The sequence below is a fragment of the Geodermatophilus sp. SYSU D00815 genome (assembly GCF_054050035.1).
Map to the genome: position 1 here is coordinate 180,720 of NZ_JBJGYO010000001.1, position 23,576 is coordinate 204,295.

A 23,576-nucleotide genomic window follows, 5' to 3' on the forward strand; every position below is an offset into this window, starting at 1 on the left:
CGGTCAGGCGGGCCGCCGGCCGATCGCGAACACCCGGCGGAAGGGGAGCACGGTCGTCCCGTCCGGCCGCTGCGGGTAGGCCGCGCGCAGGGCGGCGGCGTACTCGGCCGTGAGCGCGGCCGCCGAGTCCCCGTCGAGCCGGCCCAGCACCGGTCGCAGCACGGTGCTGCGCACCCACCCCAGCACCGGGTCCGCGCCGGTCAGCACGTGCAGGTACGTCGTCTCCCAGACGTCGGCCGCCAGCCCGGCGGCGGTGAGCAGGTCGAGGTAGCCGGCGGGGGCCGCGACGGCGCCCGGCCGCGGCGCGACGTCGGCCACCCGGTCGGCCCAGCGCGGGTCGGCGCACAGCTCGGCCAGCAGGGTGTGGGTGGGCGCCCCGAAGTTCCCCGGCACCTGCACCGCCACCTCCCCACCGGGCGCCAGCCGCGAGGCCCAGCGCGCCAGCAGCGCCTCGTGGCCGGGCACCCAGTGCAGGACGGCGTTGCTGAGCACGACGTCGACCGGCCCGTCCGGCGTCCAGCCCCGGACGTCGCCGAGCACGAACCGGACCCGCCCCTCGACGGCGTGCCGCGCGGCCGCGGCGAGCATCTCGGGGGAGGAGTCGACACCGGTGATCCGCGCCCCCGGCCAGCGGGCGGCGAGGGACGCGGTCAGCGCCCCCTCGCCGCAGCCGAGGTCGACGACCTCGCGCGGGTCCGCGGCCCGCACCCGCGCCAGCAGCTCGGCGAACGGGCGGGCCCGCTCGCCGGCGAAGCGGAGGTAGCTCGCCGGGTCCCAGGCGCCGGCGCCCGGCTGAGGGGAGGTGCCCACCTGCGGAGACCCTAGTGCCGCGTGAGGCGGACGACTCCCGATCGGACGCCCGGAGTACCGGGAACGGTCACCTCGGACCGGTACCGTGAGGCGGCCGAGGGCCCAGCTGCCGCCCACTCCGACACCCAAACCGGGAGCCCCCCGATCAGGTCCGATCCGCCCCTCCCGGCGCAGCCGCCCGACGACGGGCAGCACGCGCAGCCGGACGAGCGGACCGTCGTACCCGCGGACGGTCTGCCCCCCGGCGGCACGCCCGTGCCCGCGGACGCGGCCGGCCCGGTGCCGCTGACGGACCCCGGCCCGGCGGCGGGGGAGGCGCCCCCCGCCGCGGCGCAGACCGCCCGCGACGCCGACGACCTGGGCGGTGACGCGCTCGGCCTGTTCGCCAAGATCCGCGCGGTGCTGCGCGTGCGCGACTTCCGCCGGCTCTGGGAGTCGACGGCGCTGTCGAGCTTCGGCGACTGGCTCGGGCTGCTGGCCATCACCGCCACCGCGACGTCGCTGGTCGACAGCTTCGCGCTGCAGAACTTCGCGCTCGGCGCGGTGCTCGCGTTCCGGCTGCTGCCGGCGATCGTGCTCGGCCCGCTGGCCGGCGCCTTCGCCGACCGCTTCGACCGGCGCAAGACCATGGTCGTCACCGACGTCGTGCGCTTCGCGCTGTTCGCCTCGATCCCACTGGTCGACAACCTCATCTGGCTGTTCGTCGCGCAGTTCCTGATCGAGGCGATCAGCCTGTTCTGGATCCCGGCGAAGGACGCCGCCGTCCCGAACATGCTGCGCAAGGACCAGCTGGAACCGGCCAACCAGCTGTCCCTGGTCACCACCTACGGGCTCACCCCCGTGGCCGCGGCGATCGTCTTCGCGCTGCTCACCAGCACCGCCGACTCGCTGTCGCTGCCGGCGTGGGCCAGCGACACGGACCTGGCGCTCTACCTCAACGCGTTCACCTTCCTGGTGGCGGCGGTCGTGATCTGGAACCTGCCGTCGATCAGCGGCCGCCGCGCGGCCGGCGCGGTGGTCGAGCAGGAGAGCTTCCTCGGCTCGCTCAGGAGCGGGCTGTCCTTCGCCGGGCACACCCCGCTGGTCCGCGGCCTGGTCTTCGGCATCACCGGCGCCTTCACCGCCGCCGGCGTCGTCATCGCCACGGCGCAGGCCTACTCGGCCTCGCTCGGCGGTGGCGAGGCGGCGTACGGCCTGCTCTTCGGCGCGGTCTTCATCGGCCTCGGCCTGGGCATCGCCATCGGCCCCAGCGTGGCCCGCGACCTGTCGCGGGAGCGGCTGTTCGGCGTCGCGATCGTCGGCGCGGGCGTGGCCCTGCTGCTGCTGTCGTGGTCGTTCACCCTCTGGATCTCGCTGCTGCTCGTGGTCCTGATGGGCTTCTTCGCCGGGCTCGCCTACCTGGCCGGGTTCACGCTGCTCGGCACCGAGGTCGACGACAACGTGCGCGGCCGCACCTTCGCCCTCGTGCAGTCGCTGGTCCGCGCGTCGCTGATCCTCAGCCTCGCCGTCGTGCCGTTCGGGGTGGGGCTGTTCGGCCGGCACGACGTCGACTGGGGCCCGGTCGAGTTCACCGTCACCGGCGACCGGATCATGCTGTTCGCCGCCGCGCTGCTGGCCGCCGGCGTCGGCGTGGTGGCCTACCGGCAGATGGACGACGGCCGGCCGGTCCCGCTCGTCGCCGACGTCGTCACCGCGCTGCGCCGCGACACCACCGCCCGCCGCCGGCTGGCCAAGGGCGGCGTGCTCATCGCCTTCGAGGGCGGCGAGGGCGCCGGCAAGTCCACCCAGGTGCGCCGGCTGCAGGAGTGGCTCACCGCCGAGGGCCTGGTCGCCCGGGCCACGTTCGAGCCGGGCGCGACGCCCTCCGGCTCCGGGATCCGCGCGATCGTCCTCGACAAGGCGCACGCCGGGTTGTCGCCGCGCGCGGAGGCGCTGCTGTACGCCGCCGACCGCGCCCAGCACGTCCACGACGTGCTGCGGCCCGCGCTCGACGCCGGCGAGGTGGTGATCACCGACCGGTTCGTCGACAGCTCGCTGGCCTACCAGGGGGCCGGGCGCACGATCCCGCTCGAGGACGTGCGCGGGCTGTCCCGCTGGGCCACCCAGGGGCTGGTCCCCGACCTCACGGTGCTGCTCGACCTGCCGCCGGAGGTGGGCCTGGCCCGGGCGCGGGGGCGGGCGGCCGCCGACCGCCTGGAGTCGGAGTCGCTGGACTTCCACCAGCGCGTCCGGCAGACCTTCCGCGCGCTCGCCGAGGCCGAGCCCGACCGCTACGCGGTGCTCGACGCGACGAGGTCGCCGGAGGAGCTGGCCGCCGCGATCCGGGTGCGGGTGGCCGAGCTGCTCTCCGGGCTGGAGCTGCAGAAGCTCCCCGAGGACCCCCGCCGGCGCGCCCGGGCCGACGAGGACGGGCGCCCCGAGGGCGCGCACCACCCGCACGCCCAGACCGGCTCGACCCCGCAGCTGCACCCGTGACCGCCGTCGACACCGCCCAGGACGTCTGGGCCCAGGTCATCGGGCAGCAGGCGGTCGTCGCGGAGCTGAAGGCGGCGGTCGCCGACCCGGCGGCGATGACCCACGCGTGGCTGTTCACCGGCCCGCCCGGCTCGGGCCGGAGCGTGGCCGCGCGCGCCTTCGCCGCGGCGCTGCAGTGCCCCGACGGCGGCTGCGGGCACTGCCACGCCTGCCGCACGGTGCTGGCCGGCACGCACGCCGACGTGCAGAGCGTCGTGCCCGAGGGGCTGTCCATCGGCGTCGCCGAGGTCCGCGAGATCGTGCGCATCGCCGGCCGGGCCCCCTCGCAGGGCCGGTGGCAGATCGTGCTCGTCGAGGACGCCGACCGGATGACCGAGCAGGCCTCGAACACCGTGCTGAAGATGCTCGAGGAGCCGCCGGCGCGGACGGTGTTCCTGCTCTGCGCGCCGAGCCTGCACCCCGACGACGTGAGCGTCACCATCCGGTCGCGGTGCCGGGTGGTCGGTCTGCGCACGCCGCCCGTCGACGCCGTCGCCGACGTGCTGGTCCGCCGGGACGGCGTGGACCCCGCGCTGGCCGCCTGGTCGGCCGCGGCCGCCGGCGGGCACGTGGGCCGCGCCCGGCGGCTGGCCCGCGACGAGGCCGCCCGGCTGGCCCGCAAGGCGGTGCTCGACGTCCCGCTGCGGCTGGTCTCGCTGGCCGCCTGCCTGGACGCCGCCGACGACCTCGTCGGCGCGGCCAAGGAGGAGGCCGAGCAGGCGGCCGCGGCCCTCGACGGCGCCGAGACCGAGGCGGTCAAGGCCAGCCTGGGCGTGGGCGCGCGGGGGCCGGGCGTCGCCGCCGCCAGCCGCGGCGCCGGCGTGCTCAAGGAGCTGGAGAAGAAGCAGAAGTCGCGGGCCACCCGGCTGGGCCGCGACTCGCTGGACCGCGCGCTGGTCGACCTCGCCGGCCTCTACCGGGACGCGCTGGTGGTCGCCGCGGTGTCGTCGGACCCCGCCCACCCCGCGCCGTCGCTCAACCACCCCGACCGCCGCGCCGACGCCGAGGAGCTCGCCGCCCGCATCGGGCCGGAGGGGGCGCTGCGCCGCATCGACGCGATCCTCGCCTGCCGCCAGGCGCTGGAGCAGAACGTCAAGCCGCAGGTCGCCCTCGAGGCCCTCACCGTCGCGCTGCGGCTCCCGGCGACCTGACCGCGCCCCTGCGCGGCCCGGCCCGGGCGGTGCCGTAAGCTCGGCTGCGCACGTCCGCCGCCTTAGCTCAGTCGGTAGAGCATCTCACTCGTAATGAGAAGGTCGTCGGTTCGATTCCGACAGGCGGCTCTCCTCCTCCGGCCGGCGTGCCGTCAGGCCGCCGGGGCCCGCTCCGCGCCGTCGTCCGGCCGCTGCCGCGACTGCGGGCGACGGACCAGGCGGGCCGGGGAGCCGGCGTAGATGCCGCCCGCCACGCAGTTGCGCCGGACCACGGAGCCGGCGGCGATCGTGCACCCGGCGCCGATCGTGACCCCCGGCAGGATGGTCGAGCGGGCGCCGATCCAGGCGCCGTCCTCGATCGTGACCGGCTTGCCGACCGGGCGGCCGGCGGCCCGTCCGCCCGCCCCCTTCTCGTGCGTGCTCGTGATCACCATGACCTCGTGCCCGATGGAGACATCGCGACCGACGGTGATCGGCGCCATGTTGTCGAAGACGACGCCCATGTTGACGCCGCTGCCGGCGCCGATCGTGATGTCCCGCCCGCCGAACCAGACACCGGCGTTGATCAGCGAGGGCTCCAGCGGGAAGCCGAGCGCGCGCAGCAGCCGCCAGCGCTGGCTGTACGGCACCACGGGCAGCGCGAGCAGGTGGTTGACCAGCAACCGGAACGCGCCCTCACGGACTTCCCCCAGGATCCCCATGCCGGCGACGCTACGGGCGTCCGGCGTGGGGCGGATCACCCCTGCGCCCGCCCGCCACCCCTCCGGGTGACCCGGTCCCGTCGGGTCAGCGCGGTCGCCCGGCGCCGGCGTCGGCGGCGGCGCCGTCCGGCGTCCCGGTGCGCCGGTAGGCGGGCGGTCGCCAGCCGGTCCGGGACGCGGACTCGTGGGGCCGCGGGCTCCCGTCCGCCGGCTGCGGCCGCGGCACCCCGCGGGTGGGCAGCAGGTCGGCCGGGTCGCAGGCGATCGAGCGGAAGGTCCCGTCGACCACGGCGGGGGCCAGGTCGGGCCGCCGCGCGCGGACGGTGCGGGCGCACTCCTCGACCCCGACGACGCACGGCGTGCTGGCCGGGGAGCCGAGGTAGTACCGCGACGTGGCGCCGGCCATCGCCGCCCACGGGAGGCCGATCGCCCGCAGCACGCGCAGCACCTTGTCGTCGAGGATGGTGACCAGGCCCTCGGCGCCGCTGGCACGGGTGTAGCGGTAGAGGGCGTGGCACAGGGCGAAGGTGGTCTCCACCCGCGCGGCGGCGCGGGCGTCCGGGTCCACGGCGAGGGTGGCGACGTCCCACACCACCCGCCCGGCGAACCCGGCCGCCCGCAGGGTCTCCGGCGCGGAGAGGTGCCACGGGGGGCCGGCCGCGTCGGTGAGCGTCTTCAGCCCGCCCGCGGCGTCCGGGACGATCAGCCGGACGGCACCCAGCGCGCGGCCGCTGCGGTCGTCGAGCACGGCGAGGAAGCGGGATCTTCCGTCAAAGGGGCCGTACTCCCGCTCCATGACGTCCGGGGTGTTGCCGAACGCGTCGAGGAACACCCGCCCCTCGACCTCCCGCGCGGCGGCGATCTCGGCGGGTGAGTCCGCGACGAGCAGGCGCGGCGCCATTCAGAACGACCGCGCGACGACGGGGGCGGCGTGCAGGAAGGCCCGGGTGAACGCGACCGCCCGGTCCACGTCGAAGGCCTTGCACGTGTAGATGTCGACCGAGAAGAACAGCCGCGGCTGCTCCCAGGCGTAGAAGTGCGCCCCCGAGGTCTCCCAGTGGATCCAGCCGGCCCAGCCGTAGCGGTCCGAGCGGTGGGTCACCGGTTCGAGCAGCTGCACCATGTCGATCTCGCGGGACAGCGCCGACAGGTAGCGCCGGATCTGCGCCGCCCCGACCGGTCGCGCCGGAGCGCCCTCGATCACCAGCCGCTGCCGCACGATCTCGGGCGCCAGGTCCCGCCACCCGTCCGGCCCGTCGCCGCCCGACCGGCGGTCGAGGTCCGGGATCCGGGGCGCCCGGTCGAGGTCGCGCGCGGGAGAGGACGCAGTCATGTCCCCAGCGTGCCCAGCCGGTGATCACCGGTGACGGCTCGACGCGGCGTGTCGCCCTGTCGAGATGTGACGAACCGGCCAGGGGGATCCGGCGCGCTCAGGCGCGGTCGAGCAGGGGCGCGTCGGCGCGGACCAGCCAGTCGAGGAACTCGTCGACCGGCATGGGGCGGGCGATGGCGTACCCCTGGACCACGTCGCAGCCGAGCCGGGCGAGCACGCCGCTGGTCGCGGCGTCCTGCACGCCCTCGGCCACGAGCGACAGCCCGAGCGCGTGGGCGAGGGCGACCGTGTGCTCGACGATCGCCGCCGCCCGCGGGTCGCGGTCGACGTCCGCGGTCAGGCTGCGGTCCAGCTTCAGCTCGTCGGCCGGCAGGTGCCGCAGGTAGGCCAGCGAGCTGTACCCGGTGCCGTAGTCGTCGATCGACGTCCGCACGCCGAGCCGGCGCAGGTCGGCCAGCACGGTCCGCCCGCGCTCCGGGTCGGCCATGAGGGTGTCCTCGACGAGCTCCAGCGTCAGCGCCTCCGCCGGCAGCCCGTGCCGGAGCAGCGCGGCGCCGACCTTCTGCGGCAGGTCCAGGTCGGTCACGTTGGCCGCCGAGAGGTTCACCGAGACCGGCACCTGGTGCTCCGGCCACCAGCGGGTGGCCGCGGCCAGCGCCAGCTCGAGCACGACGTCGGTGAGGGGGCCGAGCAGGCCCGCCTGCTCGGCCGCGGGCAGCAGGTCGCCCGGGGAGAGCAGGCCCCGGGTCGGGTGCTGCCAGCGGACCAGGGCCTCGGCCCCGACCGGCCGGCGCTCGCCCAGCGACACCTGCGGCTGGAGGAAGACCAGCAGCTGCTCGTCGGTGAGCGCGACCCGCAGCTCCTCCATGGTGCGCAGCCGGTCACCGCCGTCCGCGCCGCTGTGGGGGTCGGGCACGTAGACGTGCACCCCCTCGCGCGCCGTCTTGGCGGTGTACATCGCGACGTCGGCGCAGCGCAGCAGCTCCTGCACCGAGGTGGCGGGCTCCGGGCAGGTCGAGACCCCGATGCTCACCCCGACGTGCAGCCGGATCCCCTCGACGGTGAACGGCTGGAGGAGGCGCTCGCGCAGCCGTTCGGCGAGCGCCCGCGCCTCGTCGCGGCCCGTGGTCGGCAGGACGACGGCGAACTCGTCGCCGCCCAGCCGGGCCAGGAAGTCGCCGGCCCGCAGGTGGGACTGCAGCCGGGGCCCCACCTGCCGGAGCAGGTCGTCGCCGGCGGAGTGCCCGAGGCTGTCGTTGACCTCCTTGAACCCGTCCAGGTCGAGCAGGAGGAGCGCGGCGGGGCGGCTCGGGCCCGCCCGGTCGACGACGCGCCGCGCCCGCTCCAGCAGCGCGCGGCGGTTGGCCAGGCCCGTGAGCTCGTCGGTGCGGGCCTCCTCCTTGACCTGGTGGAAGCCGCGGACTTCGCGGAAGGTCACCGCGACCCGCACGATGCCGGCCAGCACGCAGCCGATGGCCAGCCACGCGGCGACGGCGGGCATCGGGTGCGACCAGCCCCACCCGAGGACGAACAGGCTGCCGACGGTGCACGCCAGCGGCACGGCCAGCAGCCGCCAGCCGATGCGGGAGGCACCGGCGCGGTCGTCCGGCGCCCGGCGGGGCCGGGCGATCGTGGCCGCCAGCGTGGCGCCGGCCACCCCGGCCAGCCAGCCCAGTTCCAGCGGCCCACCGTCGACGTAGCTGCCCCGGACCTTCAGGACGAAGAGGGCGAACTCCGCGGCGCAGAGGCAGGACAGCGCCACGACCGCGGTCAGGATCACGCGGTCCAGCCGCACGCCCAGGATCGAGCCGACGGCGACGAGGACCGCGAGCAGGAGCAGCGCCGTGGTCGGCCCCACCAGCTCCATCGCCCCGACGGCGTCGCGGGTGACGTAGGGGCCGAGCAGGAAGGCGAAGCCGGCCGACAGGGTGCCGAGGGCGCCGATGATCCCGTCGAGCCACATGCTCGGGTGGAAGCGGGGCACGCGCGCCCGGATCAGCCCCACGACGCAGACGTACATGGTCACGTAGCCGACGAGGGCGATCGTGTCGGCCGGGGCGGAGGACGGCCCGTTGCCCTCCAGGCCGGCGGCCAGCACGCGCAGCGCGTTGCCCACCGCGCTCAGCGCGAGCGAGACGCCGAGACCGGCCCAGGCGACGCGTTCGATGCGGACCCGGCGGGCCGCCAGGAAGCACGCGACGGCCGCCCCGAGGTAGGGCAGGTTGTAGAGCACCACGTCGTAGGCCCGGTCCCAGGCCGCGCCGGCGGGGCGCCCGCCCACGCCCGTGGCGAAGGCGGCAACCAGCCCGAGGGTCACGAGCAGGGGCCACGCGGGTCCGCGGGGCGCCTGCGACGGGGGCTGGTCCACGTCTCGAAGGTCGGCCACCGGTGGCCGCGACCTCACGCCGATCGAGGGACGCCTCACCTGAAGGGGTGAGCCGCGCCGGCTCCGGGGCGTCGCCGCCGGCTGGCAGGATGCGCCGGTGGACCGAGCCCTGGCCAGCGCGATCGCGCACCGCTGGCACCCGATCGCCGCCCCGCTCGACGACGGCAACGTCGCCCTGCTGCTCGACCGGCTGCAGGTCCCCGGCGCCGGGCGGGTGCTCGACCTCGGCTGCGGGCTCGGCCACTGGCTCTGCGCGGCCCTGGAACGCGCGGCGACGGCCACCGGGGTCGGCGTCGACACGTCCGCCCCGGCGCTCGCGCAGGCGTGGGCCACGGCCGCCGAGCGCCGGGTGGCCGACCGGGTCACCTGGCAGCAGGGCGAAGCGGCGTCCTGGACGGGCGACCCGGCCGACGCCGTCCTGTGCGTCGGCGCCACGCACGCCTTCGGCGGCCTGGGCCCGGCGCTCGACGCCGTCCGCCGGCACCTCGTCCCCGGCGGTCGCGCGCTGCTCGGCGAGGGCTTCTGGGAGTCGCCGCCGACCGCGCGGGCGCTGGCCGCCCTCGGTGCCGAGCCCGACGAGCTGCCCGGCATCGGGGCGCTGCTGGCCACCGTGCGGGAGCACGGCTTCGAGCCCGGGTTCGGCCACATCAGCACCGCCGCCGAGTGGGACCGCTACGAGTGGTCCTGGACCGGCGCGCTCACGGCGTGGGCGGTGGACGAGGCCGACGGGGCGGACAGCGAGGAGGCGCTGCGGCTGGCCGACGCCCACCGCCGCGAGTGGTTGGAGGGCTACCGCGGCCGGCTGGGCTTCGTCACCGTCGTCCTGCACGACCGGCGGGGCTGAGCCTGCCGGCGAGCACGACGACGGCGGCAGCCACGCGGCGCGGAGCCGGTGGGTGCCGCCGTCGTGGGTGCGCTCGGCGCGACCGGGAAGCCCGGGGGAGCGCCGGTCAGGTGTGGTAGTTCTCCGTCTCGGCGCGCTCGAGGGAGTTGCGGATCTCCTCCTCGGCAGCGGTCCGGTCCACCCACTCGGCGCCCTCGACCGACTTGCCGGGCTCGAGGTCCTTGTAGGTCTCGAAGAAGTGCTGGATCTCCAGCCGGTCGAACTCGGGGACGTCGCTGATGTCGGTGAGGTGGGCCATGCGCGGGTCGGTCGCCGGCACGCAGAGGACCTTGTCGTCCCCGCCCTTCTCGTCGGTCATCCGGAACATCCCGATCGCCCGGCAGGTGATCAGGCAGCCCGGGAACGTGGGCTCGTCGAGGATCACCAGGGCGTCGAGCGGGTCGCCGTCCATGCCCAGGGTGTTCTCGATGTAGCCGTAGTCCGCCGGGTAGCGGGTCGAGGTGAACAGCATCCGGTCGAGCCGGATGCGTCCGGTGGCATGGTCCAGCTCGTACTTGTTCCGCTGGCCCTTCGGGATTTCGATCGTCACGTCGAACTGCACGGCCGTTAGTGTGTCCCACGGCGACCCGGGCGGAACGACGCAGGGTCCCTCTGGGGGGTGGGCACCATCACGTCGAGCGGTTCGACGATCGTCACGGCGAACTACTCGAGGTTCCGTCGCCGGCTGGTGCTGGCGGGTCTCGGCGTGGTCGTCCTGGTCGCCGCGATCGTCGCGACGGTCCTCGTCGTGGCCCGCGACGACACCCCCACCTCACCGGTCGCCGAGGCCGCGGCGTCCGCCGTCCTGCCGGAGCTCGGCGAGCCGGCGCCCGTCCTCCCCGAGCTCTCCGCCGACGCCCCGGCGCCCGACCCGGCCGCGCTCGCCGGCACCCTCGCCCCGCTGCTGGCCGACCCGGCCCTGGGCGCGGGCGTCTCCGCGGAGGTCGTCGACGTGGCCACCGGCACCACCCTGCTCGCCCAGGACGCCGGCACCCCCTCCACGCCGGCCAGCACCGCCAAGCTGCTCACCGGCCTCGCCGCGCTCACCGAGCTCGACCCGTCGGACACCCTCGAGACCCGGGTCGTGGCCGGCTCCGCGCCGGGGGAGGTGGTCCTCGTCGGCGGGGGCGATCCCACGCTCTCGCGCACCGCGCCGTCGCAGAGCTACCCCGGCGCCCCCACCATGGCCGACCTCGCCGCGCAGGTCCTCGGCGCGCTGCCCGCCGGTACCACCGTGACCAGCGTCGTCGTCGACAACTCCCTCTACAGCGGCCCGCTGACGGCGAGCGGCTGGGCGGCCGGCGACGCTCCCTCCAGCTACGCCGCGCCGGTCACCGCCACCGCCGTCGACGGGGCGCGGGTCGCCCCGGGGTCCGACGCCCGCAGCGGCCAGCCGGGCCTGGACGCCGGCGCGGCCCTCGCCGACGCCCTGGGGGCGACGGGCGCGAGCATCGCGCTCGGCCAGGCGGCGGAGGACGCGCAGGTCCTCGGCAGCGTGCGCTCGGCGCCGGTCGCCCGCCTGGTCGAGCAGGCGCTGTCGCAGTCGGACAACATGCTGGCCGAGGCGCTGGCCCGGCAGGTGGCGCTCGCCCGCGGCCTGCCCGCGAGCTTCGAGGGCTCGGCCGAGGCGGTCGTGGGCGCGCTGCGGGACGCCGGCATCGACGTCAGCGGCGTCGCGCTCTCCGACGGCAGCGGGCTGTCGCGCGAGGACCGCGTCCCGGTGGCCCTGCTGGCCTCCCTGCTCACCGACGTCGCCGACGGCACCCTCGCCGAGGGCGGCCCGATCCTCTCCGGGCTGGCCGTGGCCGGCTACGACGGCACGCTCGCCGACCGGGGCGACGACGACCCCGCCACCGCGCCCGGCGTGGTCCGGGCCAAGACCGGCACCCTGGAGGGCGTCAACGGCCTGGCGGGGACGGTCGTCACCGGGGACGGCCGGCTGCTCGCCTTCGCCGTCCTGGCCGACGCCGCCACCGGCGGCGTCCCGAGCGCCGAGGCCGCCCTCGACCGGATCGCCACCGCGCTCGCCGCCTGCGGCTGTCGCTGAGGCCTCGCCGCGCCTCGCACGCGCGACGCGGGCCGCGGGAGGGTGGCCGAGCGTACGGTGAGGCGATGACGAGCCCTTCCTCGATGGTCGACTGGGACCTCGCCGGTCGAACCGCCCGCAAGCTGGTCGGCCCCGGTCCCGAGACGACCCGGGAGGAGGCCGCCGCCGTCGTCCGCGAGCTGCACGAGGCCGCCCGCACCGCCGTCGCCCACGTGGAGGGGCTGACCGGCCTGCGCCCCGCCTCGGACGGGCCGGTGCCCGAGGTCGCCGTCGTCGACCGGCCCGGCTGGGTCGACGCCAACACCAGCGGCATGAAGGTGCTGCTCGACCCGCTGGTCGACGCCCTCGCCGAGAAGCAGGGCAGCCGCCCGGGCCCGCTGGCCACCGCGATCGGCTCGCGGGCCACCGGCGTGCAGGCCGGCGGCATCCTGGCCTTCCTGTCCTCGCGGGTGCTCGGCCAGTACGAGGTGTTCGGCACCGGCGGCCGGCTGCTGCTGGTCGCGCCCAACATCGTCGACGCCGAGCGCAAGCTGGGCGTCGACCCCGGCGACTTCCGGCTCTGGGTCTGCCTGCACGAGGTCACCCACCAGCTGCAGTTCACCGGGGTGCCGTGGCTCAAGTCCCACCTCGAGGGGCAGATCGCCGAGTTCGTCGAGGCCACCGACCTCACCCCCGAGGTGCTGCGCGAGCGGCTCACCGACGTGCTGAGGAGCCTCGGCGACGCCGTGCGCGGCGGCGACGGGGAGAGCGAGGGCCTGCTGGCCCTCGTCCGCGACCCCGCCCAGCGCGCCGTCCTGGACCGCGTGACCGCCGTGATGAGCCTGGTGGAGGGGCACGCCGAGTACGTCATGGACGGCGTCGGCCCCGACGTCGTGCCGTCGGTGAAGACGCTGCGCAAGCGGTTCGCGCAGCGGCGCAAGGGCCGCGGCCCGTTCGACCGCGTGCTGCGCCGCCTGCTCGGGCTGGAGCAGAAGATGAAGCAGTACGCCGACGGCCGCACCTTCGTCGGCGGGGTCGTCGACCTCGTCGGCATGGACGGGTTCAACCGCGTGTGGGAGGGGCCGGCCAACCTGCCGCTCATCGACGAGCTCACCGCCCCGCAGAAGTGGGTCGACCGCGTGTACGGCCGCCCCGCCATCACCGCGTGAGCCCGTGGTCGGGCCCAGCCCGGCCGTCGCGGAGCTGCGGCGGGCCGTCCGCCAGGGGCTGACCCGGTCGCCGCAGCCGGTGCTGGTGGCCTGCAGCGGGGGAGCCGACTCCCTGGCGCTGGCCGCCGCGGTGGCGTTCGAGGCGCCGCGCGCCGGCGTCCCGGCCGGCGCGGTGACCGTCGACCACGGGCTGCAGGCCGGGTCGGCCCAGCGCGCCGAGGCCACCGCCGACCTGCTCGGCAAGCTCGGCCTGCAGCCGGTCGCCGTCCTGACCGTCACCGTCGGCACCGGCGGCGGGCCCGAGGCCGCCGCGCGGGAGGCGCGCGCCGCGGCGCTGGCGGCCGCGGCGGCCGGGCACGGCGCCCGGATCGCGCTCGGGCACACGCTCGACGACCAGGCCGAGACGGTGCTGCTCGGGCTGGGCCGGGGATCGGGCCCGCGGTCGATCGCCGGGATGGTCGAGGAGTCGGGGGTCTTCTGGCGGCCGCTGCTCGCCGTGCGGCGGACGACGACCCGGCAGGCCTGCGCCGACCAGGGCCTGCCGGTGTGGGACGACCCGTGGAACGCCGACCCGGCCTACACGCGGGCCCGGCTGCGCGGCGAGGCGCTGCCGCTGCTGGACGACGTCCTCGGCGGCGGGGTGGCGCCGGCGCTGGCCCGCACCGCCGCGCTGCTGCGCGAGGACCTCGACGCCCTCGACGCGCTCGCCGCGGCCGAGCAGGCCCGGCTGGCCGGGCCCGACGGGCTCGACGCCGCGGCGACGGCCGCGCTGCCGGCCGCGCTGCGCCGGCGGGTGCTGCGCGGGTGGCTGCGCGCGGCGGGCGTGCCCGACCTGCAGGCGGTCCACCTGCACGCGGTCGACGCGCTGCTCGTGGCCTGGCGCGGGCAGGGCCGGGTCGACCTACCCGGCGGTGCGGGCGCCGTCCGGGCGTCTGGCAGGCTGGTGCTGCGCCCTCCGGGCACCGGGGGAGGCGCCCGCCCCCACCCTCCCGAGGAGCACCGTCCGTGACGAAGCCCGCCTCCGCCCCCGCCGCGCTGGGGAACGACCACGGGTACGGCCCCGACATCGACCACGTCCTCCTCAGCGAGGAGCAGATCCAGGGCAAGATCACCGAGCTGGCCGACCAGGTCGCCGCCGACTACGCGGGCAAGGAGGTCCTCCTGGTCGGCGTGCTCAAGGGCGCCGTCCTGTTCATGAGCGACTTCGCGCGGGCGCTGCGGCTGCCCACCCAGATGGAGTTCATGGCCGTCTCGTCCTACGGCTCGTCCACCAGCTCCTCGGGCGTCGTCCGCATCCTCAAGGACCTCGACCGCGACATCACCGGCCGGCACGTGCTGGTGCTCGAGGACATCATCGACTCCGGCCTGACCCTGTCCTGGCTGCTGAAGAACCTCGGCGGCCGGTCGCCGGCCTCGCTGGAGGTCTGCGCGCTGCTGCGCAAGCCCGACGCGGTCAAGGTCGACGTGCCGGTGAAGTACATCGGCTTCGACATCCCGAACGAGTTCGTCATCGGCTACGGGCTGGACTACGCCGAGCGCTACCGCGACCTGCCCTACATCGCGACGCTGCGCCCGGAGGTCTACGCCTCCTGAGCGGCGCGGCGCGGGCTCCTCCTCCCGGGTCATCTTCAGCTCGTCCACGGCTCGCGAGCAGCGATCGTCCAGCGTCTCCGGTGTACCGTCGGACCCGACGACGCGAGCCGTGCGCCGGGGTGCCCGCCCGGGTCGCCGGCGGCGTCCCCGGACGATCAGGAGGGTCGACGGGCAGCCGGGCCTACCGGACGCCCGGTCTCGGTGTATGGAACGTAAGAAGATCTTCCGCTCCGTGTGGTTCTGGGTCGTGCTCGTCGTGCTGCTGGCGGTCGCGTTCTCGTCCCTGTTCCGCGGCAACGGCGCGTACACGGAGGTCCGGACCTCGACGGCGCTGGAGCAGTTCGCCGACGGCAACGTCGAGTCGGCGACGATCAACGACAAGGAGCAGACCCTCGACCTCGACCTGCGCAACGCGGTCGAGGGCTCCACGAAGATCACCGCCTCGTACCCGCTGGGCGCCTCCGACGACATCTACGACCTGGTGTCGGGCACCGGCGAGGGCAACGGCGACGGGGTCAGCTTTACGACGAACGTGACGCAGGAGAGCGTCTTCGTCAGCATCCTGGTCAGCTTCCTGCCCTTCGTCATCCTGCTCCTGCTGCTGTTCTGGCTGTTCAACTCCATGCAGGGCGGCGGCCGCGGCGTCATGGCCTTCGGCAAGTCGAAGGCCAAGGTGGTCAGCAAGGACACCCCGAAGACGACGTTCGCCGACGTCGCCGGGGCCGACGAGGCGGTCGAGGAGCTCCAGGAGATCAAGGAGTTCCTGCAGAACCCGGTCAAGTTCCAGGCCGTGGGCGCGAAGATCCCCAAGGGCGTGCTGCTGTTCGGCCCGCCCGGCACCGGCAAGACGCTGCTCGCCCGCGCGGTGGCCGGCGAGGCCGGCGTCCCGTTCTTCTCGATCTCCGGGTCCGACTTCGTCGAGATGTTCGTCGGCGTCGGCGCCAGCCGGGTCCGCGACCTGTTCGAGCAGGCCAAGCAGAACGCCCCGGCGATCATCTTCGTCGACGAGATCGACGCCGTCGGCCGGCACCGCGGCGCCGGCATGGGCGGCGGCCACGACGAGCGCGAGCAGACGCTCAACCAGATGCTCGTCGAGATGGACGGCTTCGACGTCAAGGGCGGCGTCATCATGATCGCCGCCACCAACCGGCCCGACATCCTCGACCCCGCGCTGCTGCGCCCCGGCCGCTTCGACCGGCAGATCGCCGTCGACCGGCCCGACCTCGAGGGCCGCAAGCAGATCCTCGCCGTGCACGCGAAGGGCAAGCCGCTCGCGCCCGACGTCGACCTCGAGACCGTCGCCCGCCGCACCCCCGGGTTCACCGGCGCCGACCTGGCCAACGTGCTCAACGAGGCGGCGCTGCTCACCGCCCGCACCAACGGCTCGGTGATCACCGACCCGACGCTGGAGGAGGCGATCGACCGCGTCATCGCCGGCCCCGAGCGCAAGACCCGGGCGATGAGCGAGAAGGAGAAGAAGGTCACCGCCTACCACGAGGGCGGGCACGCCCTCGTGGCGCACGCGCTGCCCAACCTCGACCCCGTGCACAAGGTGACGATCCTGCCGCGCGGGCGCTCGCTCGGGCACACGCTCGTGCTGCCGACCGAGGACAAGTACACCCAGACCCGCTCGGAGATGATCGACACCCTGGCCTACGCGCTGGGGGGCCGCGCGGCCGAGGAGCTGGTGTTCCACGAGCCCACCACGGGCGCGGGCAACGACATCGAGAAGGCCACCGCGATGGCCCGGGCGATGGTCACCCAGTACGGCATGAGCGCCAAGCTCGGCGCGGTGAAGTACGGCCGCGACGACTCCGAGCCGTTCCTCGGCCGCGACATGAGCTCGCACCCGGACTACTCCGAGGCGGTCGCCGCCGACATCGACGCCGAGATCCGGGCGCTGATCGAGGCGGCGCACGACGAGGCGTGGGAGATCCTGGTGGAGTACCGGGAGGTGCTCGACAACCTCGTCCTCGAGCTGATGGAGAAGGAGACCCTCTCCAAGGAGGACATGGCCCGCATCTGCGCCCCGGTGCAGAAGCGCCCCTCGCTGGCCCCGTACAACGGCTTCGGCAAGCGCACCCCGTCCGACCAGCCGCCGGTGCTCACCCCGGCCGAGCGGGCGGCGCAGAACGGCAACGGCCACGTCAGCGGCGGCGCGCCGGTCGGTGACGTGGGCGCCCCCGTCCAGAGGTGAGCGAGCTGGCGAGCTCACCCAGGAGCGCGGCAGCGGCGCGAACGCGTCCGACGAGGGCCCGCGAGGAGGTCGCGTGAGCGAGGTCCCGGCCGAGCCGGAGGACCTGCGGCTGCCGCCGCCACCCCGCTCGGGCGTCGACCACGAGCGGGCGGCCGCGGCCGTCCGGGAGCTGCTCCTCGCGGTGGGGGAGGACCCCGACCGGCCCGGGCTGAAGGACACCCCGGCGCGGGTCGCGCGGGCCTACGCGGAGACCTTCGCCGGCCTGTGGCAGGACCCCGGCGAGGTCCTCGCCACCACCTTCGACGAGGACCACGACGAGCTGGTGCTGGTCAAGGACATCCCGATGTACTCGACCTGCGAGCACCACCTGGTGCCGTTCCACGGGGTGGCGCACATCGGCTACATCCCCGGCGACGACGGCCGGGTCACCGGGCTGTCGAAGCTGGCCAGGCTGGTCGAGGTCTACGCCCGGCGCCCGCAGGTTCAGGAGCGGATGACCTCGCAGATCGCCGACGCGCTCTCCGACGTCCTCAAGCCGCGGGGCGTGCTGGTGGTCATCGAGGCCGAGCACCTGTGCATGGCGATGCGCGGGATCCGCAAGCCGGGCTCGCGCACCGTCACCTCGGCCGTGCGCGGCATCTTCCGCGAGAACGCGGCCACGCGCAGCGAGGCGATGAGCCTCGTCCTGGGCCGGTAGGGCGAAGGCGACGGCGAGTGAGCACTGCAGCGGGCTCTGCGAGCGAGGAGCGGAGCGAGCGCGGAGCCGAGCGATGAGCAACGGCATCCCGCTGCCGCGCCCCGCCCGCTGCGTCGTGATGGGCGTCCTCAACGTCACCCCCGACAGCTTCTCCGACGGCGGCTGCTTCGCCGACCACGACTCCGCCGTCGCGCACGGGCTGGCGATGCACGCCGCCGGCGCCGACTACGTCGACGTCGGCGGCGAGTCCACCCGCCCCGGCGCCGACCGGGTCGACGCCGCCGAGGAGTGCCGGCGCATCCTCCCCGTGATCGCCGACCTCGCCGCCGAGGGGGTGCGGGTCAGCGTCGACACCACCCGCGCCGAGGTCGCCGAGGCCGCGCTGGGCGCCGGCGCGGTGCTGGTCAACGACGTCAGCGGCGGGCTCGCCGACGCCGGCATGGCCAAGCTGGTGGCCGACGCCGGCGTGCCGTGGGTGCTCATGCACTGGCGCGGCCACAGCCGGCAGATGTACGCCGCGGCCACCTACGGCGACGTGGTCACCGAGGTCTGCGCGGAGCTGACGGCCCGGGTGGAGGACGTCGTCGCCTCCGGCGTGGCCGTCTCCCAGCTGGTGCTCGACCCCGGCCTGGGCTTCGCCAAGCGGGCGGAGCACAACTGGGCGCTGCTGGCCGGCCTGGACCGGCTGGTCGCGCTGCGGCTGCCGGTGCTCGTCGGCGCCTCCCGCAAGACCTTCCTCGGCCGGCTCCTGGCCGGCGCCGACGCCGAGCCGCGCCCGGCCGAGCAGCGCGACGCCGCCACGCTGGCCACCACCGTGCTCGCCGCCGAGGCCGGCGCGTGGGGGGTGCGGGTGCACGACGCCGCCGCCTCGGTCGACGCCGTGCGGACCGTCGCCGCCGTGCAGGAGGCGCGCCGCCGTGCCTAGCCCCCACCGGCGCGACCGGATCACCGTCACCGGCATCACCGCCCACGCCCACCACGGCGTCTACGACTGGGAGCGCGAGCGCGGGCAGACCTTCCGCGTCGACGCCGCCCTGGAGCTCGACACCGCACCGGCCGCCGCGGGCGACGACCTGGAGAAGACGGTCAACTACGCCGAGCTGGCCCAGCGGCTGCACGCCGTGCTCACCGGCGGGCCGGTGGACCTGCTGGAGACGCTCGCCCAGCGGCTGGCCGACGTCTGCCTGGCGAACCCGCTGGTCGACGCGGTGGAGATCACCGTGCACAAGCCCGACGCCGACCTCGGCGTGCCCTTCGACGACGTCACGGTGGCGATCCGCCGGGAACGGCCGTGACCCGCGCGGTGCTGTCGCTGGGCGCCAACCTGGGTGACCGGGCCGGCACGCTGCGCGCCGCTCTCGCCGCGCTGAAGGACGACGGGCTGGTGGCCCGCTCCGTGCTCTACGAGACGCCGCCGTGGGGGCCGGTCGAGCAGCCGCCCTACCTCAACGCGATCGCCGTCGTCCGCGGGCCGCGCGACGCCGCTGGCTGGCTGGCGCGGGCGCACGAGCTGGAGCAGGCCGCCGGCCGCACCCGCGAGGTCCGCTGGGGCGCCCGCACCCTCGACGTCGACGTCGTCACCGTGACCGGCGACGACGGCGTGCCGGTGGTCTCCGACGACCCCGAGCTCACGCTGCCGCACCCGCGGGCGCACGAGCGGGCCTTCGTTCTGGTGCCCTGGCTGGCCCTCGAGCCCACCGCGCACCTGCCGGGCCGCGGGGCGGTCGCCGACCTGGTCGCCGCCCTGCCGCCCGAGGACGTCGAGGCGGTCGTGGCGTGGGAGCACCTGCGGTGAGGCCGGTGACGCGGCGCGACCTCGCCGTCGCCGCGGTGGGGCTGGCCGTCGCCTCCTGGCTGCTGGTGCGGACGTTCTACGGCGAGCTCCCGCCGCTGGACTGGTGGCTCGCCGTCCCGCTCGGCGTGCTCGCGGTGGCCGAGGCCCTCGGCGCCCGCACGCTGGCGGCCCGGCTCGCCGCCGAGCGCGAGGCGCGCTCGGCGCAGCGGCGGGGGCACGCGGCGGCCGGCCGCGCCGGCGGGCCGGTGCGGCCCGTGGAGCCGATGCTGGTGGCCCGGCTCGCCGTCCTCGCCCAGGCCAGCGCCTGGGTCGGCGCCGTCTTCGTCGGCGTCTGGGCGGGGGTGCTGCTGCACGTCGCCGGGCAGGTGGGCACGCTGCAGTCGGCCGCTGGGGACACCCTCGCGGCCGTGATCGGCGTCGTGCTGGCCGCCGCGCTGGTCGGCGCCGGGCTGTGGCTGGAGTCCGTCTGCCGGATCCCGCCCGGCGGGGAGGACGGCCCGGGCGACGGGGTCAGGGCCTGAACCGAGGCCTTCGGTGCAGAGGGTCCTACACCGCCCCGGCGGTCTCCGGCTGGACCCCCTCGACCGAGCGGCGCAGGGCGGCGTGCAGCGACGTCGGGGTGAGCACGCCGCAGAACCGGTCGCCGTCGAGCACCGCGACCCAGCCCGCCTCCTGCTGCAGCATCGTCGAGAACGCCGTCTTCAGCGTCGCGTCGGCCGGCACCCAGGCCTCCATGCGCCGGGCGGCCGCGCCGACCGTGCCCGCCCCGGTGGCCCGCTCGGCGGACAGCCAGCCGAGCAGGTGACCGGCGTCGTCGAGGACGACGGCCCAGCGGGCGCCCGCCCGCTCCAGCGCGCCGCGGGCGTCGGCGAGCCCGTCCGTGGCGTGCACCACCGGCGGCTGCTCCAGGTCCTCCACCGAGATCCCGGTGACCGCCAGCCGCTTCAGGCCGCGGTCGGCCCCGACGAAGTCGGCCACGAACTCGCTGGCGGGCCGGCCCAGCAGCTCCGCGGGCGGGGCGAACTGCTCGACGTGCCCGCCCTGGCTCATCACCGCGATCCGGTCGCCGAGGCGCACCGCCTCGTCGATGTCGTGGGTGACGAAGACGATCGTCTTGCGGACGTCGGCCTGCAGGCGCAGGAACTCCGACTGCAGCCGCTCGCGCACCACCGGGTCGACGGCCGAGAACGGCTCGTCCATGAGCAGCACCGGCGGGTCGGCGGCCAGCGCGCGGGCCACGCCGGCGCGCTGCCGCTGGCCGCCGGAGAGCTGCGCGGGGTAGCGGTCGCCGTGCACGGCGGGGTCCAGGCCCACCGACTCCAGCAGCTCGTCGACCCGGGCGCGGGTCCGCGCCCGGTCCCAGCCGAGCAGGCGGGGGACGGTCGCCACGTTGGTGCGCACCGTCTGGTGGGGGAAGAGGCCGACGTTCTGGATGACGTAGCCGATCCGCCGGCGCAGCCGGTCGGGGTCGACGGCGGTGACGTCCTCGCCGCCGAGCAGGATCCGCCCGGTCGTCGGTTCGATGATCCGGTTGATCATCTTCATCGTCGTCGTCTTGCCGCACCCCGAGGGGCCGACCAGCACCGACAGCTCGCCGGCGGCGAAGGTCAGGTCGAGCTCGGCCACGCCGACGGTGCCGTCGGCGTAGACCTTGCTGACCCGCTCCAGGCGGATCTCCTGGGCCGCACCGGCCGTCGCGGCCGGTGCGGGAGCAGCAGTAGCGTCCACGAGGTGCCCTTCCAGGTGAGCGCCCGGTGCTGAGCGCGGTGCTGGCGGCGGACGCCGCCCCGAACCCGTGGTTCAGCCCTTCCTACGTGGCCGACAACTGGCCGTCCATTGTGGGGTACCTGGGCGAGCACGTGCGGCTGACGGTCGGCGCGGTCGTCCTCGGGGCGGTCATCGCGCTGCCGCTGGCCGTGCTGGCCCGCCGCAGCCGCTGGCTGGCCGGCCCGGTGCTGGGCCTGTCGACGATCGTCTACACCATCCCGTCGCTGGCCATGTTCGCCTTCGTCGCCCCGGTCACCGGCCTGACCGCCACCACCGTGCTCATCGGCCTGGTCCTCTACTCGCTGGTGATCCTGGTGCGCAACTTCCTGGCCGGGCTGCAGGGGGTGCCCGCCGACGTCCGCGAGGCCGCGCGGGGCATGGGCTACGGCCGGGCGCGGCTGTTCTGGCAGGTCGAGGTGCCGCTGGCCCTGCCGGCCTTCATGGCGGGCATCCGGGTGGCCACCGTCTCCACCGTCGCGCTGGTGACGGTCGGCGTCATCGTCGGGCACGGCGGGCTGGGCCAGCTGATCACCGGTGGGTTCGCCGCCAACTTCTACCGCGCCGAGATCGTGACCGGCGCGCTCGGTTGCGTGCTGCTCGCCCTGCTGGCCGACCTCCTGCTCGTCGGCGTGGAGCGGCTGCTCACCCCCTGGGCCCGGAAGGCGCGCGCGTGAACCTGCTCGGCGACGCCGTCGTCTACCTCAACGACCCGTTCAACTGGACCCGGACGGGCGGCATCCTCGACCTGCTCGTCGAGCACCTGCGGATCTCCGCGCTGGCGGTGCTGGCCGCCATGGTGATCGCGATCCCGGTGGGCGTCCTGCTCGGGCACACCGGCCGCGGCGGCGGGTTCACCGTGGCCCTGTCCAACGTCTCCCGCGCCGTGCCGACCCTCGCGCTGCTGACCGTCTTCGCGGTCACCCCCATCGGCTTCGGCCCGACGGCCACCACCATCGCGCTCGCGGTCTTCGCGATCCCGCCGATCCTCACCAACACCTACGTGGGGTTCCGCGGCGTCGACCGCGACGTGGTCGAGGCGGCCCGCGCGATGGGGTTCGGCGGCCGGCAGGTGGCCCTGCGGGTGGAGCTGCCCCTGGCCGCGCCGCTGCTCATGACCGGCGTGCGCACCGCGGCCGTCCAGGTGGTGGCCACCGCGACCCTGGCCGCGCTCGTGGCCGGCGGCGGGCTCGGGCGGATCATCACGCTGGGCTTCCGCCAGCAGGACTACGGCGTCGTCCTGGCTGGCGCGATCCTGGTGGCGGTGCTCGCCGTCCTGACCGAGCTGGTGCTGGCCGGGCTGTCGTGGGCGCTGACCCCGGGGCAGAAGCGGCTGCCGTTCGCGGCGCGGCCCCGGACCGCGTCCCGGACGCCGGACCCGACGGCGGCCGACGTTCCCCTGTGAGCAGGTAACGAAGGCGCAACGGGCGCCCGGATCTCGGTTGCGCACGATGGACCTGTTCTGTTGGGTGATCGGCGCGGGACACCTCCCGCCAGACACGCGTGGCGGTCGAACCTGCGGCCGCCCGGGACACAGAAGGCGGCGAGACCATGACGCGGCGTGCCCGGTACCTCGTTCCCCTCGCGCTGGCCTCCGTGCTCGTCACGGCGGCCTGCGGCGAGTCCGGCTCCTCCGGGACCGGCGGAGGCTCGGAGGGGGGCGCCGAGGCGTCGGGCGACGCGTGCGCCCCGGTCCCCGGTGACCAGCTGGTCGTCCTCGAGGACGACCAGCAGCTGCAGAACGCCGACAACGTCATCCCGGCCGTCAACGCGGCCGCCGCCGCGGCCAACCCGGCGCTGCTCGAGACCCTGAACGCGGTCTCCGCGGTGCTCACCACCGACGACCTGATCCAGATGAACGCCGCGGTCGACGTCGAGCGCCAGGGCGTCGAGGACGTCGCGGCCGCCTACGTGGCCGACCAGGGCCTCGACTCCGGCGTCAGCGGCGGCAGCGGCCCGGTCGTCGTCGGCGCGGCCGACTTCACCGAGTCGCAGGTGCTGGCCACCATCTACGCCGACGTGCTCACCGCCGCCGGCTTCCAGGCCACCGTGCAGACCGTGGGCAACCGCGAGCTCTACCTCCCGGCGCTGCAGCGGGGCGAGATCCAGGCCTTCCCCGAGTACCTGGCCACGCTCACCGAGTTCATCGAGGGCGACGACACCACCGAGGTGGCCTCCGGCGACGTCGACGCCACGCTCGAGGCGCTCACGCCGCTGGCGGAGGGGTACGGCATCGTCGTCGGCGAGCCGGCCGAGGCCGCCGACCAGAACGCCTTCGCCGTCACCCAGGAGTTCGCCGACAGCCTCGGCGTCACCACGCTCTCCGAGCTGGCCGAGGCCTGCGGCGACGGGTCGCTCGTCCTGGGCGGCCCCGGTGAGTGCCCCACCCGGCCGCAGTGCCAGCCCGGCCTGGAGGAGACCTACGGCCTGGAGTTCGCCAGCTTCCAGGAGTTCGACGCCGGCGGGCCGCTGACCAAGGCGGCCATCCAGCAGGGCGAGGTCTCGATCGGCCTGGTCTTCAGCTCCGACGGCGCCCTCGCCCAGCAGTAGCGGGAGG

The 23,576-nt window shown here is 75.6% G+C and carries 23 protein-coding genes and 1 tRNA gene; 17 read left to right on the forward strand and 7 right to left on the reverse strand.

The features are described 5' to 3' along the window. Positions 1 to 3: 3 nt before the first annotated feature. A complete protein-coding gene (locus ACI78S_RS00930; RefSeq protein WP_456970309.1) occupies positions 4 to 810 on the reverse strand; it encodes a trans-aconitate 2-methyltransferase in 807 nt (268 codons plus the stop codon). A 279-nt stretch (positions 811 to 1,089) separates the two neighbouring features. On the opposite strand from ACI78S_RS00930, the gene tmk reads away from it, so the two are divergent. From tmk to ACI78S_RS00945, 3 genes are all read left to right on the forward strand, one after another. Continuing rightward, complete coding sequence (gene tmk, locus ACI78S_RS00935) at positions 1,090 to 3,285, forward strand: dTMP kinase (protein WP_456970310.1); 2,196 nt, start codon at positions 1,090 to 1,092, stop codon at positions 3,283 to 3,285. Beyond that, complete coding sequence (locus ACI78S_RS00940; protein ID WP_456970312.1) at positions 3,282 to 4,475, forward strand: DNA polymerase III subunit delta'; 1,194 nt, start codon at positions 3,282 to 3,284, stop codon at positions 4,473 to 4,475. Before tmk ends, ACI78S_RS00940 begins: the two co-directional genes overlap by 4 nt. A gap of 56 nt (positions 4,476 to 4,531) precedes the next feature. Then, positions 4,532 to 4,604 (forward strand) — tRNA-Thr (locus tag ACI78S_RS00945). A gap of 23 nt (positions 4,605 to 4,627) precedes the next feature. Here the strand turns inward: ACI78S_RS00945 and ACI78S_RS00950 are convergent. From ACI78S_RS00950 to ACI78S_RS00965, 4 genes are all read right to left on the reverse strand, one after another. Further along, positions 4,628 to 5,176: an acyltransferase gene (locus ACI78S_RS00950; protein WP_456970313.1), complete on the reverse strand. Its 549-nt coding sequence runs from the start codon at positions 5,174 to 5,176 to the stop codon at positions 4,628 to 4,630. Between the two features lie 85 nt (positions 5,177 to 5,261). Next, positions 5,262 to 6,077, reverse strand: coding sequence for a hypothetical protein (locus ACI78S_RS00955; protein ID WP_456970314.1), 816 nt, complete (start codon positions 6,075 to 6,077; stop codon positions 5,262 to 5,264). Continuing rightward, on the reverse strand, positions 6,078 to 6,509 hold the full coding sequence (locus ACI78S_RS00960) for an S-adenosylmethionine decarboxylase (protein WP_456970316.1): 432 nt from the start codon (positions 6,507 to 6,509) through the stop codon (positions 6,078 to 6,080). Between the two features lie 97 nt (positions 6,510 to 6,606). Then, positions 6,607 to 8,877: an EAL domain-containing protein gene (locus tag ACI78S_RS00965; RefSeq protein ID WP_456970317.1), complete on the reverse strand. Its 2,271-nt coding sequence runs from the start codon at positions 8,875 to 8,877 to the stop codon at positions 6,607 to 6,609. A 115-nt stretch (positions 8,878 to 8,992) separates the two neighbouring features. Here ACI78S_RS00965 and ACI78S_RS00970 point away from each other — a divergent pair, with 115 nt between their 5' ends. Continuing rightward, the gene (locus ACI78S_RS00970; RefSeq protein ID WP_456970318.1) at positions 8,993 to 9,739 is read left to right on the forward strand and encodes an SAM-dependent methyltransferase; all 747 of its coding nucleotides are present in this window, start codon (positions 8,993 to 8,995) and stop codon (positions 9,737 to 9,739) included. A 106-nt stretch (positions 9,740 to 9,845) separates the two neighbouring features. On the opposite strand, the gene ACI78S_RS00975 is transcribed toward ACI78S_RS00970, so the two are convergent. Further along, entirely contained in the window at positions 9,846 to 10,340 is a 495-nt protein-coding gene (locus ACI78S_RS00975) for an inorganic diphosphatase (protein ID WP_456970319.1), read from the reverse strand. A gap of 57 nt (positions 10,341 to 10,397) precedes the next feature. Here ACI78S_RS00975 and dacB point away from each other — a divergent pair, with 57 nt between their 5' ends. The 10 genes from dacB (at position 10,398) to ACI78S_RS01025 (ending at position 19,776) form a co-directional block, all read left to right on the forward strand. Continuing rightward, entirely contained in the window at positions 10,398 to 11,825 is a 1,428-nt protein-coding gene (dacB, locus tag ACI78S_RS00980) for a D-alanyl-D-alanine carboxypeptidase/D-alanyl-D-alanine endopeptidase (RefSeq protein ID WP_456970320.1), read from the forward strand. A 65-nt stretch (positions 11,826 to 11,890) separates the two neighbouring features. Continuing rightward, positions 11,891 to 12,973, forward strand: a complete 1,083-nt coding sequence (locus tag ACI78S_RS00985; RefSeq protein WP_456970321.1) for a zinc-dependent metalloprotease — start codon at positions 11,891 to 11,893, stop codon at positions 12,971 to 12,973. Positions 12,974 to 12,977: 4 nt separating this feature from the next. Then, positions 12,978 to 13,982 (forward strand): tRNA lysidine(34) synthetase TilS, encoded by a 1,005-nt coding sequence (gene tilS, locus ACI78S_RS00990; protein WP_456970322.1) that lies wholly within the window; start codon positions 12,978 to 12,980, stop codon positions 13,980 to 13,982. Beyond that, positions 13,979 to 14,566: a hypoxanthine phosphoribosyltransferase gene (gene hpt / locus ACI78S_RS00995; RefSeq protein ID WP_456970323.1), complete on the forward strand. Its 588-nt coding sequence runs from the start codon at positions 13,979 to 13,981 to the stop codon at positions 14,564 to 14,566. Before tilS ends, hpt begins: the two co-directional genes overlap by 4 nt. Positions 14,567 to 14,771: 205 nt before the next feature. Then, a complete protein-coding gene (gene ftsH, locus ACI78S_RS01000) occupies positions 14,772 to 16,763 on the forward strand; it encodes an ATP-dependent zinc metalloprotease FtsH (RefSeq protein ID WP_456970324.1) in 1,992 nt (663 codons plus the stop codon). Between the two features lie 73 nt (positions 16,764 to 16,836). Next, positions 16,837 to 17,460 carry a GTP cyclohydrolase I FolE gene (gene folE / locus ACI78S_RS01005; protein WP_456970325.1) on the forward strand — a complete coding sequence of 208 codons (624 nt, stop codon included), beginning with the start codon at positions 16,837 to 16,839 and terminating at the stop codon, positions 17,458 to 17,460. 73 nt (positions 17,461 to 17,533) lie between these two features. Next, positions 17,534 to 18,385: a dihydropteroate synthase gene (gene folP, locus ACI78S_RS01010; RefSeq protein WP_456970326.1), complete on the forward strand. Its 852-nt coding sequence runs from the start codon at positions 17,534 to 17,536 to the stop codon at positions 18,383 to 18,385. Next, positions 18,378 to 18,755 carry a dihydroneopterin aldolase gene (gene folB, locus ACI78S_RS01015; protein WP_456970327.1) on the forward strand — a complete coding sequence of 126 codons (378 nt, stop codon included), beginning with the start codon at positions 18,378 to 18,380 and terminating at the stop codon, positions 18,753 to 18,755. The genes folP and folB overlap by 8 nt, the downstream gene beginning before the upstream one ends. Then, positions 18,752 to 19,255, forward strand: coding sequence for a 2-amino-4-hydroxy-6-hydroxymethyldihydropteridine diphosphokinase (folK, locus tag ACI78S_RS01020; protein WP_456970328.1), 504 nt, complete (start codon positions 18,752 to 18,754; stop codon positions 19,253 to 19,255). Before folB ends, folK begins: the two co-directional genes overlap by 4 nt. A 5-nt stretch (positions 19,256 to 19,260) precedes the next feature. Next, on the forward strand, positions 19,261 to 19,776 hold the full coding sequence (locus tag ACI78S_RS01025; protein ID WP_456970329.1) for a DUF3180 domain-containing protein: 516 nt from the start codon (positions 19,261 to 19,263) through the stop codon (positions 19,774 to 19,776). A 25-nt stretch (positions 19,777 to 19,801) separates the two neighbouring features. Here ACI78S_RS01025 and ACI78S_RS01030 read toward each other — a convergent pair whose 3' ends face one another. Next, positions 19,802 to 20,983, reverse strand: coding sequence for an ABC transporter ATP-binding protein (locus tag ACI78S_RS01030; protein WP_456970330.1), 1,182 nt, complete (start codon positions 20,981 to 20,983; stop codon positions 19,802 to 19,804). A 26-nt stretch (positions 20,984 to 21,009) separates the two neighbouring features. Here ACI78S_RS01030 and ACI78S_RS01035 point away from each other — a divergent pair, with 26 nt between their 5' ends. The 3 genes from ACI78S_RS01035 (at position 21,010) to ACI78S_RS01045 (ending at position 23,569) form a co-directional block, all read left to right on the forward strand. After that, complete coding sequence (locus ACI78S_RS01035; RefSeq protein WP_456970331.1) at positions 21,010 to 21,696, forward strand: ABC transporter permease; 687 nt, start codon at positions 21,010 to 21,012, stop codon at positions 21,694 to 21,696. Continuing rightward, positions 21,693 to 22,424, forward strand: coding sequence for an ABC transporter permease (locus ACI78S_RS01040; RefSeq protein ID WP_456970332.1), 732 nt, complete (start codon positions 21,693 to 21,695; stop codon positions 22,422 to 22,424). The genes ACI78S_RS01035 and ACI78S_RS01040 overlap by 4 nt, the downstream gene beginning before the upstream one ends. Before the next feature lie 146 nt (positions 22,425 to 22,570). Continuing rightward, a complete protein-coding gene (locus ACI78S_RS01045; protein ID WP_456970333.1) occupies positions 22,571 to 23,569 on the forward strand; it encodes a glycine betaine ABC transporter substrate-binding protein in 999 nt (332 codons plus the stop codon). The last annotated feature ends 7 nt before the right edge of the window (positions 23,570 to 23,576 follow it).